Origin of the sequence: Shewanella sp. MF05960, from assembly GCF_050849305.1 — a bacterium.
Taxonomy (GTDB): Bacteria; Pseudomonadota; Gammaproteobacteria; order Enterobacterales; family Shewanellaceae; genus Shewanella.
The window spans coordinates 247,170-260,515 of the sequence record NZ_JBOZPS010000006.1 but is presented as its reverse complement, the minus strand read 5'-3'; the positions used below and the strand labels follow the sequence as shown (position 1 = coordinate 260,515).

The 13,346-nt window shown below is 41.8% G+C and carries 15 protein-coding genes; 8 read left to right on the top strand and 7 right to left on the bottom strand.

Annotation, left to right across the window (positions count from 1 at the left end; translation table 11 throughout):
- Window positions 1-644 precede the first annotated feature (644 nt).
- Window positions 645-878, bottom strand: a complete 234-nt coding sequence (locus tag ACROAE_RS08610; RefSeq protein ID WP_432400755.1) for a hypothetical protein — start codon at window positions 876-878, stop codon at window positions 645-647.
- Between the two features lie 191 nt (window positions 879-1,069).
- Entirely contained in the window at window positions 1,070-1,675 is a 606-nt protein-coding gene (locus ACROAE_RS08605) for a short chain dehydrogenase (RefSeq protein WP_059746887.1), read from the bottom strand.
- A gap of 148 nt (window positions 1,676-1,823) precedes the next feature.
- On the opposite strand from ACROAE_RS08605, the gene ACROAE_RS08600 reads away from it, so the two are divergent.
- Window positions 1,824-2,711, top strand: coding sequence for a LysR family transcriptional regulator (locus ACROAE_RS08600; RefSeq protein WP_432400753.1), 888 nt, complete (start codon window positions 1,824-1,826; stop codon window positions 2,709-2,711).
- A 149-nt stretch (window positions 2,712-2,860) separates the two neighbouring features.
- Here ACROAE_RS08600 and ACROAE_RS08595 read toward each other — a convergent pair whose 3' ends face one another.
- Window positions 2,861-3,268 carry a MarR family winged helix-turn-helix transcriptional regulator gene (locus tag ACROAE_RS08595; RefSeq protein ID WP_432400751.1) on the bottom strand — a complete coding sequence of 136 codons (408 nt, stop codon included), beginning with the start codon at window positions 3,266-3,268 and terminating at the stop codon, window positions 2,861-2,863.
- Between the two features lie 8 nt (window positions 3,269-3,276).
- Window positions 3,277-4,302 (bottom strand): cation diffusion facilitator family transporter, encoded by a 1,026-nt coding sequence (locus ACROAE_RS08590; RefSeq protein ID WP_432400749.1) that lies wholly within the window; start codon window positions 4,300-4,302, stop codon window positions 3,277-3,279.
- A 293-nt stretch (window positions 4,303-4,595) separates the two neighbouring features.
- Between ACROAE_RS08590 and ACROAE_RS08585 the strand changes: the two genes are divergently transcribed.
- The 3 genes from ACROAE_RS08585 (at window position 4,596) to ACROAE_RS08575 (ending at window position 6,139) form a co-directional block, all read left to right on the top strand.
- Window positions 4,596-5,318 carry a hypothetical protein gene (locus tag ACROAE_RS08585; RefSeq protein ID WP_432400747.1) on the top strand — a complete coding sequence of 241 codons (723 nt, stop codon included), beginning with the start codon at window positions 4,596-4,598 and terminating at the stop codon, window positions 5,316-5,318.
- Between the two features lie 78 nt (window positions 5,319-5,396).
- Entirely contained in the window at window positions 5,397-5,618 is a 222-nt protein-coding gene (locus ACROAE_RS08580) for a penicillin-binding protein (RefSeq protein WP_160052074.1), read from the top strand.
- A gap of 155 nt (window positions 5,619-5,773) precedes the next feature.
- Window positions 5,774-6,139 (top strand): MmcQ/YjbR family DNA-binding protein, encoded by a 366-nt coding sequence (locus tag ACROAE_RS08575; RefSeq protein ID WP_432400763.1) that lies wholly within the window; start codon window positions 5,774-5,776, stop codon window positions 6,137-6,139.
- Between the two features lie 108 nt (window positions 6,140-6,247).
- Here ACROAE_RS08575 and ACROAE_RS08570 read toward each other — a convergent pair whose 3' ends face one another.
- On the bottom strand, window positions 6,248-7,459 hold the full coding sequence (locus ACROAE_RS08570; protein WP_432400745.1) for an MFS transporter: 1,212 nt from the start codon (window positions 7,457-7,459) through the stop codon (window positions 6,248-6,250).
- A 103-nt stretch (window positions 7,460-7,562) separates the two neighbouring features.
- Between ACROAE_RS08570 and ACROAE_RS08565 the strand changes: the two genes are divergently transcribed.
- Both ACROAE_RS08565 and ACROAE_RS08560 read left to right on the top strand, forming a co-directional pair.
- Entirely contained in the window at window positions 7,563-8,351 is a 789-nt protein-coding gene (locus tag ACROAE_RS08565) for an AraC family transcriptional regulator (RefSeq protein WP_432400743.1), read from the top strand.
- Between the two features lie 195 nt (window positions 8,352-8,546).
- Entirely contained in the window at window positions 8,547-8,867 is a 321-nt protein-coding gene (locus tag ACROAE_RS08560; RefSeq protein ID WP_432400741.1) for a hypothetical protein, read from the top strand.
- A gap of 80 nt (window positions 8,868-8,947) precedes the next feature.
- Here the strand turns inward: ACROAE_RS08560 and ACROAE_RS08555 are convergent, their stop codons facing one another.
- Window positions 8,948-9,703: a substrate-binding periplasmic protein gene (locus ACROAE_RS08555; RefSeq protein WP_432400739.1), complete on the bottom strand. Its 756-nt coding sequence runs from the start codon at window positions 9,701-9,703 to the stop codon at window positions 8,948-8,950.
- Window positions 9,704-10,164: 461 nt separating this feature from the next.
- Between ACROAE_RS08555 and ACROAE_RS08550 the strand changes: the two genes are divergently transcribed.
- Entirely contained in the window at window positions 10,165-11,214 is a 1,050-nt protein-coding gene (locus tag ACROAE_RS08550; protein ID WP_432400737.1) for a hypothetical protein, read from the top strand.
- A 24-nt stretch (window positions 11,215-11,238) separates the two neighbouring features.
- Complete coding sequence (locus ACROAE_RS08545) at window positions 11,239-12,294, top strand: hypothetical protein (protein WP_432400735.1); 1,056 nt, start codon at window positions 11,239-11,241, stop codon at window positions 12,292-12,294.
- 112 nt (window positions 12,295-12,406) lie between these two features.
- Here ACROAE_RS08545 and ACROAE_RS08540 read toward each other — a convergent pair whose 3' ends face one another.
- The gene (locus ACROAE_RS08540; protein ID WP_432400733.1) at window positions 12,407-13,345 is read right to left on the bottom strand and encodes a diguanylate cyclase; all 939 of its coding nucleotides are present in this window, start codon (window positions 13,343-13,345) and stop codon (window positions 12,407-12,409) included.
- Window position 13,346: the final 1 nt, after the last annotated feature.

Here is a 13,346-nt window from a genome sequence, read left to right as displayed (position 1 = left end):
TCCGACATTGATGTTTTGCATGTGATTACTATTCATAATAAGCGTTCTCTTTATTGCGAAATACGGGTTCTAGACCCAGTCGACTATTCGAGATGAGTGCTTGGAGTTCTACATGATGCTCACGTTAGTTATCGGTCTCTCAATAGAGGAGCCATAAGGATATCGAGCTATCAAATAGAAGGCTTAAGTTGCAACAAAAGCTTGGGTCTCACTTTACCCAAATTACTTAGTTATTATCCATACAAAGGGGATAGCACATATTTATCCTAAAAGTTGCACAAAACGAACGCGTGGGATTTGGCTTTTACGGTAGAGAAAATGCTTTATTTAACGTCAAAGTTAGTGTCATTTTTATAGTCATCATGCTTGTTTGACATAATTTATGATCGGCTGAGTAGTCTCTGTTTTAGGTATGCATTTATCCGCAGATACTTTGACGACGCGTTGTGCATTTGATTGGACACTGAGACCACTAGCAGAATCTGTTATCGATTCGCTGTTACTGTTAAAAAATGCATAGGTTAGCGACACCATTATTTCATCAATCTTCAGTATCGCTGAAGATATTCGATATAGGTTTACGATAAAATATTACGAGTCACTAAGCACCATAGACAGTTTAAAAGTGGCTTACTCAATGCTTATTAACGTGCACCCACGGGTTGGCAACGGGTGATAAAATGTTTATTTCGCTTTATCCTTTTACATACTTGTTTTGAGTCAGTGGATTGAGTTGCTAAATCATCGACACTTATATTTTGAGAATAAGTGCCTCGAGAACCTATGTTTTGACGCTCAGAACTTGAAGTATCAGTAGTTTGCAAATGCGCACAGCCGGATAAAAACATGATGATTGCTGCGAGGGTATAAACTTTCATTGTGTATTCCTAAATATTAATTGATAGCGTGATTACGTGCTTATCTTGATTGATTAGTTTGAGTCCGTTAGGGCTGAGTAAATTAGGCTGTGAATATGCTACTGACTCGACCTTTAGAATGGCTTGGCCTAATGCATAGACTTGCTTAATCGAAGGGAGCATTGTTGTTTTGCTCCCTCGTTTTCATGAGATTAAGCGTCTACAAAAATCACTTCACCAGTAATAAAGCCATCGACAGAACGCTCGAATGCTTTGCCAACTAATCGTCCAGGTACTGGCTCAAAACCTGCCATCATTTCGCCATACACATCCCATGCTTCAGTTAACACCGTTGGGTTGACCACATTGATGCGGGTGTTTCTTGGCATTTCATAGGCGACACACTTTACAAAGGTATCGATAGCGCCGCTGGTGGTGGCATCGGCAATTGCAAACGGAATAGGCTTAACATTTAATATGCCGCTGATTAAAGTAAATGAACCGCCATCAGCAATGTATTTTTGACCAATACGCACTAGGTTAATTTGGCCCATCATTTTACTCATGACAGTGGTCATCCATTGGGCTTCTGTCATTTCTACAAATGGCGCATATTCACAAGCGCCCACGGTATTAACCACGGCATCAAAGTGACCGACTTTTGCATACAAGGCTTCAATCGATTGCTCATCGGTAATATCGACAATGTGGTCGACGTTGCCAGAGCGGCCCGCAGTGATAACCTTATGCTTACCTAAGCCAGATAACGCTGCTTGACCCATTTTGCCTAGTGCACCAATTAAAATTACTGTTTTCATTTTTGTTTCCATCTATTGAGTTAACTTGATGGGTAGACTTTAGCGAATGAGTAAAACAATTAGAAACAATCGTTAATTGTAAGTGATACAAGTTATACTTGTTAATGGTTGGCGGAGTGGGCCAGCGATGATGTATGAAGGATAAATTATGAGTAAATTAGACCGATTAGACTTAAAACAATTGAAGGTTTTTCAGGCGCTTATGCGTGAGGAGAATGCGTCTAAAGCTGCAAGTCAGCTCGGTTTGACTCAACAAGCTGTTAGTGAGCATTTGAAAAAACTCAGAGACGTGTTTGATGACAGGTTGTTTGTTAGGAAAACAAATGGCTTTGTGCCAACGCCTTTTGCTGAGGAATTATCGGTTGGGGTTGATAAGCTACTGATTGATTTCAACTCATTAATATCAACCAAAACCTTTATTCCACATAAGGCCAAGGGCACTTTTACTATTTCTGCGACAGATTATGCGCAGCAAATTGTTCTGCCTATGTTGATTGCCAAACTAAGAGTTCAAGCGCCCAACTTAAAGCTGATTGTGCAAGATTTTGAGATAGATAAATTGCATGAGCAAATGGAAAGCGGAAAGGTGAATTTGGCTATCGCGTTTCCTGATTATATTCCTGATAGTTATCGCGTTATTAAGCTGTTTGAAGAACGCCATGTTTGTGTGACTTCAACCCATTCAACAATATCAAAAACCACACCTTCGTTAGCTGACATTGCCCAATATCCTACCATTATTGCGTCACCGTCTCGGCCCAACTTTAAAGGTTCTATTGATGATTGGTTCGCGCAATTTGGTTTGCAACGAAACATAGTAGTATCTGCGCCCTGTTTTTCGGTGGTGCCTATGTATCTTGAAACAACCGACTCTATTGCTTTTTTACCCTTACGAGCGATTAAAGGGTTAGATGTAGTCACCCTTGAACTTGAGCAATCGCCAGATAGTTTTGATGTGATTGCCGCTTGGCATCCGCGTTACCACGACGACCCTTTGCAAAAGTGGGTTATATCGTTACTCGATATTGAGTCGTAAGTTAGTCTCTATAATAAGTTAGCCTCTATAAACAGAAGCATAGACGTTGAAGGGTAGTGATCGAGGCATACTGATTGATTAAGGCATATTCACTGAAACAGAATGGCTATGCCTCTCGCTGAATAATCACTTATTAACGCGGAATGGTATTAAAACTCTCGGTTCATTTTTTCAAAGCAGGTTTTCAGTACATCGACAGCATGTTGATCTAGGTTGCGGGTAATGTCTTTGGTCAGCTGCATGTGCATACGATTATGATGTGAATGAAGCTCAGTACCTTCGCTGGTGAGGCCGACTAGTATTGAGCGCCTATCGTCTTCGTGTGCAGCGCGATTGACTAATCCCAAATTGACTAACTTTTCAATCTGCACCGTTAACGTGCCGGTAGTAATGCCAAGCCTGTCGGCTAATTCTTTCATTCTCATTGGCCCATGAGAGCCTAACACTTCTATTGTGTGTACCTGCGCCAGTGAATAACCGGTATCTTTGACAACAGATTGCTCCCAGGAAGACAATTTGTCGTAAAATTCGATAATTAAGTTATTCAAAGAATGCATAAACGACCTCAGCAGTGATTCACTTCAATAGTAAAGTGGCTTAGCTTATCAAACTTATGTAAAGCGTGTTTAATTGATTCCGCATTGGCCTCTGTTGAGGTACAGACTGCAATAGAGGCTGAATAGTGGTCGGCACTGATTTTCCAGATGTGGATATCCGTAACTTGGGTGTGTTCATCTTCAATCGTGTTCACGATTTCTGCCTGGTATGCTTTGTCGATGTTTTCATCTAGCAAAATGGGGCTTGTTTGTTTCATTAAGCCTAATGCCCATTTAGTAATGATAACCGCACCCACTATCCCCATCATTGGGTCTAACCAATACCAGCCTAGATATTTTCCGACTAATAGCGCACAAATGGCAAGCACAGAGGTTAATGCGTCTGCTAATACGTGAAAATAAGCCGCCTTGAGATTATGATCCTGGCCGTTATGGTGATGCTCATGATGCTCATGGTGCTCATGATCATCGTGGTTATGAGCATGATTATTTGTGTGGTGATGTTGGTCGCTATGAGTATGGTTATTCCCATGACTGTGACTATGGTCGTGACTATGACTATGACTATGAGCATGGTCGTGATGCTCGTGGCCTAGAATAAACATACTGGCAATGTTGACGACAAGTCCGACGATAGCCACCAAAATCGATTGATTAAACTGGATGTCAACGGGTGACAATAAGCGATGTACCGATTCGGCTAACATGATGATTGCCACAATCCCTAATGCGATTGCGCTGGTATATCCGCCAAGCACTCCCACTTTGCCCACACCAAAAGAGAATTTGCCACTTTGCGCGTGTTTTCTGGCATAGCTATAAGTAAAGAGTGTGATACAAAAAGCTGCAGCATGCGTACCCATGTGCCAACCATCAGCGAGTAATGCCATTGAACCATATAGGGTGCCAGCGACCACCTCAACAGCCATGGTAATGACCGTAATGATCAGTACATACCAGGTACGTTTTACATTTTGCTCGTTAACGGCAGCAAAATTATGGTGATGAGTATACTGAGCAGCAATATTGTTCATAACATCTTAGTTTGATAATCAAATAATTCTCGATTCTATGTTGTTTGATAATCAAAGTAAATGTTTGATTGAGCCTGTTTATCTCCGTATGGCGAGAGAGCTAAAATTAAGTGATTAAGTCGCTGGCTAATAATAAAATAGTAAACCTGTTCAGAGGTTTGCTGGATTTTTTAAAATAACCTAGATATTGTATTTCTTGTTCAAGATCGTCGAGCAGTTAAAAGGATGATGCAAAAATTGTCATTAATGCTTTTCGCTTAGACTTGGTATCCATTATCAACACTGGAGTCATAATGAAGTCGATTAAAACTATTACGTTAAGCATGATATTGATATTGATATTGAGCGGGTGTGCTTCTTATACCACGCCAGGTGGCAGCGTTCAGTTTAGTGAATTGTCTGATACCAATATTAATGAGTTAATGTCAAAAGAACCAGCTGCAGTATTTCCAGCTAATATCGCAGTCGCAAGAATACAGGCGCCCGGTTATCAATCCTATGCCCTAAACAGTTTTGGCACTGGGCGGTATAGTGTAGTGACGACCCGTGAAGTAGAGTCCGATGACGATTTTGACCGGTTGGCTAAACTGCCTAACATTGCAGGTTTAGCACCATTAAACCGGATTCTTTTACCTACAAACCTTGATTCGATAAACTCTTTGCGTGAAGCAGCCGCTCGGCTCAAAGCTGATATTCTCCTTATCTACACCTTCGATACTTCGTTCCATGCAGGTGAACAGAAATTTGCTCCGCTGAATGTTATTTCACTCGGTTTTTTGAAAAACAAAGAAGTGTCGGTGACCACCACGGTATCGGCGGCTTTTTTTGATGTGCGTACCGAATATTTATATGGTTTGGCTGAAGCTACCACCAAAGAAAGTCGTAGTGCGAGTGTGTGGAGTACCTCAGATGCGGTAGATGATATGCGGGTAGCAACTGAGGCTTCAGCCTTTAAGAAGTTACTGCCTGAAATAGAAAAAACCTGGGTAAATATCATTTCGCAATACGCAAAGTAACTATTCAAACTCAGTATTAACTGTATTTTTGATTACGGCACCTAGCGATACATCAAGCCATAAAATTAGGAGTGTGACATGAGTGACAAAATGAGTGAGTCTGCATTACAGGCATTGAAAATTGCGTTTACTTATATGCCAAAAGCAATTGAAGTGACTAAGTATGAGTATGGTGATAATTACCAAAAAACATTAGACCACATTGAAACCGTGAGGGAGATGTTATTGATCAATGATGTCGATCCAGAAGAAGTGTACGGCGACATTAACCCTGAAAGCACACCTAATTCAACGTATTGATTGCATGATGTTGAGCATGGCTGGTGAGCGACCCATCGTTAAATCTCATGGGTGCGTTAATTACCACGCTATTGGTGTTTACTTATTGGCTATGCGGCCAACGTTTTGGTCATAACCCAAGATTTTTTGCTAACACGATAAACGGTGATGGATTTTTGAAGCACAGTGAATTTAATCAATTTTGTGAAGCTTTACCTGCATCAACTTATGTTATGCAATGGGGTGGTTCGCACGTGTGGAAAGTGGCTGGTAAGGTATTCGCCATTGGTTTTACGGCTAAAAATGGCGATCCGGCATTCACATTTAAAACGTCACCGTTAAATTATGAGTTTTTAAAAAATAATGATGGTTATCATCCGGCGCCTTACTTTGCCAGCCGTGGGATGAAGTGGATCCAACAAATAGAAACATCAGGCAGGTTAGATGAAGAGTTAACCTATTATTTAGCGCAATCCCACCGTATTGTCGCTTCAGGTCTGAGTAAGAAAAAGCAAACTGAACTGGGCTTGCTTCTAAAGTAGACTTGCTGCTTAATTCGGCTTGCTGTTAAGCAAGCCATCTTAAAATGAGTTGCCTCAGCTCACTATGTTGATGAATAAGTTGTTTTTTCTTATCACCATAACCATCAATTATGCCGCGTCAGACTTATTCAGAGTGGTATTTCTGCCGCCACCGAACCCGCATATTGCACACAATAGCGCAGCAATGATGCATAACCACAACGGCGCTTCCCAGCTACCTGTTGAGGTATGAAGTGCTCCCGCCATCATAGGGCCTATTGCCGCTAATAAATAACCGACACTTTGTGACATACCAGAAAGCGAAGCCGCTTGATGCGGGTCATCTGTGCGTAAACTAATAAACGACAGCCCCAGAATAAAACAGCCTCCAGAGCAAAACCCCAACATAATCGTCCAGAAAAAAGCAAAACCAGGCATGTATAACAAGCCTATTGCGGAGCTGGCGCTGAGTAATCCTAAAATAAAGCTCAGCGCACTCTGATCTTTTAACTTAGCCAATAGGGGGATTAATACGAGGCCGGGTAGTGCGGTCGAAATTTGAAATGCGCCATGATATGCCCCAGCTTCAACTGCTGAGTGGCCAGTATCAGTTAATATGCTGGGTAGCCATGTAATGATGATATAAGTCAAAAATGAGTTTAAGCCGAGCAACAGGGTCACTTGCCACGCTAATAAGTAACGCCATACACTTTTTGACGATGGTGCAAATTGCGACATACTCGCGGGTTTAGTGTGCTTACCTAATTGTGCGGTCCACACAATCAACCCCGCGACCGTTAACATTGCCGACGAGCCCAATGCTAATTGCCAACCTAAACCATTGAACTGACTCAGCGGGAATACCAACGCAGAAAAACCACCCGATGCCATGCCCATGGTGAGGACATAAGCAGAAGTCATGAGTGCTACTTTGGTGGCGAAATCTCGTTTGATTAGGCTCGGTAACAGCACGTTTGCAATGGCAATACCGACACCAATAACCGCTGTGCCTACAAATAACATAATTGATGAGTCGATAAATCTCGCCAGAATACCGAATAAAATCAGTATTAATGCGGCAAACAAGGCATGTTCTAGGCCTTGTCTTCTGGCAAACATGGCTGCCATAGGGGAAATAATCGCAAAGGCGATAAGCGGTAGAGTGGTGATAAAGCCTGCCTGTGAACCACTTAGCGTAAAGTGATCAATAATTTGCGCTAACACAGGGGCAATGCCGGTAAACGGCGCGCGTAAATTAGCCGCAATCAGTAAGATACCTATCACCAGTATTACGCCAGAAAAGCGCGATTGCAGTTTGCTATTATCTGTTGGTAACGTCATTTGCTGCTTTAGATTTCACTTAATAATGGTCGACAGTATAAAGATTTGCCTGCTGAGATAATTTAGCTATAGTGACATTAAATATCTCAAAACGGACAAGTCTATGTTTAAGCCAATAGGGTGGGATGAGATCAGCAATTATGAATCGATGCCACAACCGGTCATCGCTAAAATTGAACAAGCTTGTGCCAGTCATGAAATCCCGTTACACACTCACCCTAAAGGTCAGTTAATTTTAGCTTTGCACGGTTACGTGACCTGTGAAGTATCGGCAAAAATGTGGATGGTGCCAACCCATAGCGCTATTTGGATCCCGGCAAATAAACTACACAGTAATCGCGCCTCAGATAACGCACAACTGTGTCATGTGTTTATTAATAGCAACATGCAAGGTATGCCGTCAAATACTTGCACCTTGGCGATTACGCCCTTAGTTAAAGAGTTAATGTGTCAACTTGCAGGGTGTGATCAACATTATGACCTAACCAGTAAAACCGCGCGTTTAGCTCAAGTGTTATTTGATCAGTTGAGTGACATGCCCATTCAGCACCTAGATGTTGTGTTGTCGAAAAATGCTGTGATTCAGGCTATGAGCCAGCAACTGATAAGCCAGCCGAGCGATAGAAAAACCTTGCCGCAATGGGCCGATGAGTTTGCATTAACAGAACGCACCCTGGCACGATTAATCAAAAAAGAAACCGGCATGACATTTGGAAAGTGGCGCACCCAAATTGATATTGTTACCGCACTGCAAGCATTATCAAACAAGAAAAGTGTCCAACAAGTGTCTGAGTTATTAGGTTATGAGTCGGTTAGTGCCTTTATCACTATGTTTAAAAAAGTCATGAAACACCCACCGATGAAATACATGAGCGGGTTAAATGCTTATTAAGGCATTTTAGTTGTTTGCTAAAGGTAATATAACGTTATAAATCAGATTTTTTGGCAATGCACGCCTATGCTTGGATACGTTATTTAGGTATTGACGTTGTTAGTTATTTTTTATGGCAGTTGGGTTCGTGGGTAACAAAATACCTTTTAAAGTCGTATCATCAGGTTTTACCTCTGTAAGGTGATGGAGATAGCTGTGAGTGTGTTCAGTATTTCTTTATGTAGCGCGTTAATGCTGATGTCTGTGTCTTTAGTGGCGTCTGAATTGGCGACCCAAGATATCAGTGAGATTATTTCTAAAGAAGAGTTTTTATCTTATCAAAATGTAGCCGATTTTATTGAGCACTCGCCTAAAGTGACCGAGTTTGTGGCGCCTGAAGCTGATGACATAGAACAATACGGCAGTGATGTGATGAAGACGCTAACAGGTTCTGATTGTGATCGAGATGGTAAAATGGACAGTAACCCTCAGTGTAATGCGGTGTTCTATAAATTGTGGATGAAATATCAACGTTAACCTTTTGCGCATCACCCATCATAATTAAATAGTATGCGTAGACTAACTATTTCAGGCCCTAAACCAATGTCTATAAATGGTTACTTTGTTGGGGTTAATACGGCATTTTGCATGGCGTTAACATCTAATTTCGCTAAGCCTTTATTGACAATGTCGCACCACTTTTTACCCTCCTGAGTATTATTAAAAGTGATGTGCAAGGTTTTATCTTGCAGCACTTTCGGGTTAATTTGCAATAGATGAGTTACCTTGGCGATTTGCGGATCTAATGCTAAATATTGATACACATTAACATCCATAATGATGGTATCAATTCGGCCAGCGGCCAGCTTTAAAATATTTTGTTTTTCATCGATCCCAGTTTCAAATTTTTGGCTGCCATTGGCAATCATTTCATCTACTTCAACAGTATTGATATAACCTTTTAATACCCCTAATTCATATTGATTTAAATCACTGACCTTATCCCAAATAATCGGGTTACTTTTGCGTTCTATTAATACAATAGGGCTGGCACCGATGGGATCTGAAAATATTAATCCATTAGCAGGATTAAAATAGGTTGGGTAATAGCCTACTGTTTGGCCTGTGGTTACACTGCGGGCGGCTCGGTTCCAGGGCAAAACTGCAATGGCAAGGGTGTGATTTTCGAAACTTAATGCTTTGCTAATGATTTGGCTAGTGATGCCTTGTTCAGATAGTTCATTGCCTGAAAAAGGTGGCCATTCGAGTGTTGAAAGCTCCAGAGTATGGGCTAGGAGGCCACTTGAGCAACAAAGTGTGACCAAGATGCAAAGACAAAATTGTTTTAGTTCCATTGGTACAGCAGTCATCATTTTTCACCCGTCCGTTGTGAAGTCAACTTTGAATAGCATTTCAGTATAGGCATAAACGTATCATAGTTTTATGCCTTTTTTACAGGATGAATAACCATATAAATCAAGTGTTAAGCTTTTAAAAGCAACTTCAAGATAAAAAAGCGCTGACGATAAAAATAGTTGGAGTAAAAGCTTAAAACGGGTGTGCCATTATCAATATTGGCTTTTATGGGCTGGTTATCACGGGTAACAAAAGCTCTTAGATGTTTCGATTTTATCGACAGTCATTAATTCAAACAAGATGCTGATTATTAGGGTTGTTCTGTGCCATTTATGGCCTTTTTTAGGCTTGCATTGTTTTTTATCTGCTCTATGTTGAGTGCTCAGTTGTAACAAAATGCATGAGTTCGATAACAAAAAAACTAATAAATGATAACAGTCTGTCTATTGCTGTTGCAGATAAAAAATGAGGACAACCCATGAACAAATCGATTTTATTGCTGTTAGCTGGCTTATTTAGTGGTGCAGCACAAGCGGCCGTTGGTGGCTATCCCGTGGTGCTAATCCACGGTTTTCAGCCTGACAACTTACAAAGTAAACCTGTTGGGGCGCAGGTGACGAGTAATGGTGCCGATTATTGGGCGCAATATTGGCGCGATAGAGCAGATGAGCGTATTGATTGGCCGTCGCAAGAACGCATTGCCAATAAAATTACCAGCCAGTACGTGTGGCCTAAATTACAACAAATGTCGCGCGACGGTACGTGTTCCAATGGTTGTGTGTTTGTGACCCACTCAACGGGCGATTTAGTGACACGATATATTATCGATAACCAAGCCTTATGGTTACAAAATGCAGGTTTACAGCCGCTTAATATTGTGGCGACATTTGACTTTGCTGGCGCAGGTGGCGGTGTTGAATTAGCAGATTTAGCGGTCAATGTGGCTAACGGTTCAGGGTTAATCAATTCCGCAGTTAAACTTGCAGTGTCATTATGGCTTGGCGCGACACCGTCATCATCTAACATTGGGGTGTTAAATGATTTACGAGTCAATACGGCGCGTCAGTTAGCCTCATTTCCAGGTAGCCGCGTACCGCGATTACGTTTTGCTGGTGCTGGGTCTGACTTTTTAGGGGCTACAGGGGCTTTTTTACCGGGCGAAGATGACGGTGTAGTGGCAAGTCATTCAAGTTGTGGTGCGGCTTCTGCAACCAGCTATGACAGTTGCTCACGCGGTGTCGCATTTGACGGTAAGTTAACTTCGGTCAGCGGCCCTAGTGCGTTTATGCCTTATCATTATCCTATGTTGATGAGTGAAGGTTATAGCCATAACGACACTATTGGCAGTAGCGCTAAAGATGAAGTGACTACCGCCAACAATAGCTCTGCTTACCTAAATGGCGACAATATTAAGTTTACTACCTATGACGAAAAACGTGGCTGGTGGATTTTTAGTGCGCGTTATAGAGTGGTGAGTAATTCAAGTAAAACCAGTATGTCATCATTGGTTTACCAAGCTGCAAATTAATTCATTCTCAATACGGGCCAATCTATGAAGCATAAAAAAGTTGTCTATGTGGTCGCCTTGCTTGGTGGATGTGCTGGATATTGGTATTTCTCGTCTGAGCCAGCACCTACGCTGGCTCAGGTTGTTATTTCAAACCAGCAAGCTCAAGTCGCCAGTCATCAGCCTAGTGTGGTAAAGCAGATGCAGCCTAAACAAGTGATGGTAAAAGAAACCTTACCTGAGTCGGTGAGTGAGCGCTTTTCGTTGCTAGCAGAAGCGTACGCACAAGAGCTCACTCTGCCAGGTTATTCAGTGCCGCTAGGTGTTAATGATATTCATCTATTGAACCCGAATCAGTATGTGGCGCAACCTGTGATGTTAGAAGGGGGTGCCAGTGCCAGTATTGTTATGCCTAAATATCGTTTTAGTTTTCCTGAGCCTGTGGTCATTACATTAGAGGTTGATGGTTTAACGGTCACGGGTGTCAGTGCTGCGATCCGCAGTGAATTGTCTTCTCATAAAGAAGTGTTAGCCAAGGGCGATATGGCAAACCATGATGGAAAGTGGACCGTGCAACTCGATGCAACAGAGGAGTGGGACGGCCCGATGGCCGTCAATGTGACCTTTAGCGCTAAAGGTAAAAAGCAGACTTTAACCACGGGCATTGAATATAGCTACCCAGCAGCAACGATTACCGGTGTCGGTGAGGTGCGTGCTGAAGGGAGTGATATGCTCATTCCACTCAAACTAACGGTAGAGAAAGCCGGTTATTATCGGGTAAGAGCCAATTTATATACTGCAAATCAGCAGCCTGTAGCATTGTTAACAGCGTCGAAAAAATTATCTGAAGGTGCGGTTGAAATGGAGCTCAAAGCCTATAAGGGCGTGCTGCCTAAACAAGATGGTGAGTTTACGCTTGGCAGCTTTGTGCTAGAGCGTCGTCCTGCAGTACCTGGTGAGTTAACGCGTTATGGCCGCAGTAATGAGCCCAGTTATGACTTAGGTGAATTTGCTGTTGGGCAATTGTCTGACGAGCCTTGGCAGGCCGATGAGCAAGAAATGCAGCGTTTAGAATTTTTACAAAAAATGGCCGACGAATAGCGCATTGTCAAAGGGATAGATTAGGGCTTTTGTTAGCTTGTTATTGTCGTTGAATCAGTTAATGTTAAGTTGCTGAACACTTGATGAGGTCACGTTAAGTGACTTAAAAGGGTTAACAAATTTGTGCTTGCTGAACTTGATTTCTGCCACCTCGTTTAGCGCAATACAGTGCTTGGTCTGCTCGACTAAAGAGATCTTTCATCGATGCATCCCTCTCAATTAGGCTACTACTGCCAATAGATATCGTCAGAGTAATGTGTTGTTCGGATTGAGTGATATTAAAAAGATGTTTTGCTACTTTGGCACGGATCCGTTCAGCTATTAACATTGCGTCATCATGGTCGGTCATTGGCAGTACCGCTGTAAATTCTTCTCCACCAATACGTGATAACGAATCTGATTGGCGCAGTAAGCCATTACATACTTGGACAAACTCTTTGAGTATTTCATCGCCACTGACATGACCAAAATTATCATTAATCGTTTTAAAGTAATCGATATCGATAACTAATAGTGAAAGTGGTTGGTTAAACCTCATTGCACGGCCAAATTCATGTTTTGCTAATTGATGATATGAACGGCGATTATGCACACTGGTTAACGGGTCGGTATTAACGAGACTTTCGATGTGTTGGTGGGCATCTTCTAATGCTTTTTGGGCATTTTTTAATTCGGTAATATCAACACCCATAATGATGATGTTACCGCTATCTAGATTGATCCTGGTCATTTTAAACCAGCGGCCATCTAATAAGTCAGTTTCATATTGATTGAGGTTTTTTTCAGAATGCAGCTTGTGTACGTTATCAATCCACTGTTCAAAATCGTTAGTGTTAATGACAACACCCTGTTTGGTGTTCCATGCATGGCGCAATAAATCACTGGCTTTTTTACCTATTGCTTGTTCTTTAGTGACACCAAAAATACTGGCATAGTGCTGATTGCAATAAATAACTTCCTTGTCACTGTTAATTACACCTAAGCAGTTTGGCGTAATGTCTATTCCTTCTAGAAGTATGGCTTCTAAATTTGCAGGTATACTTTTTGGCATA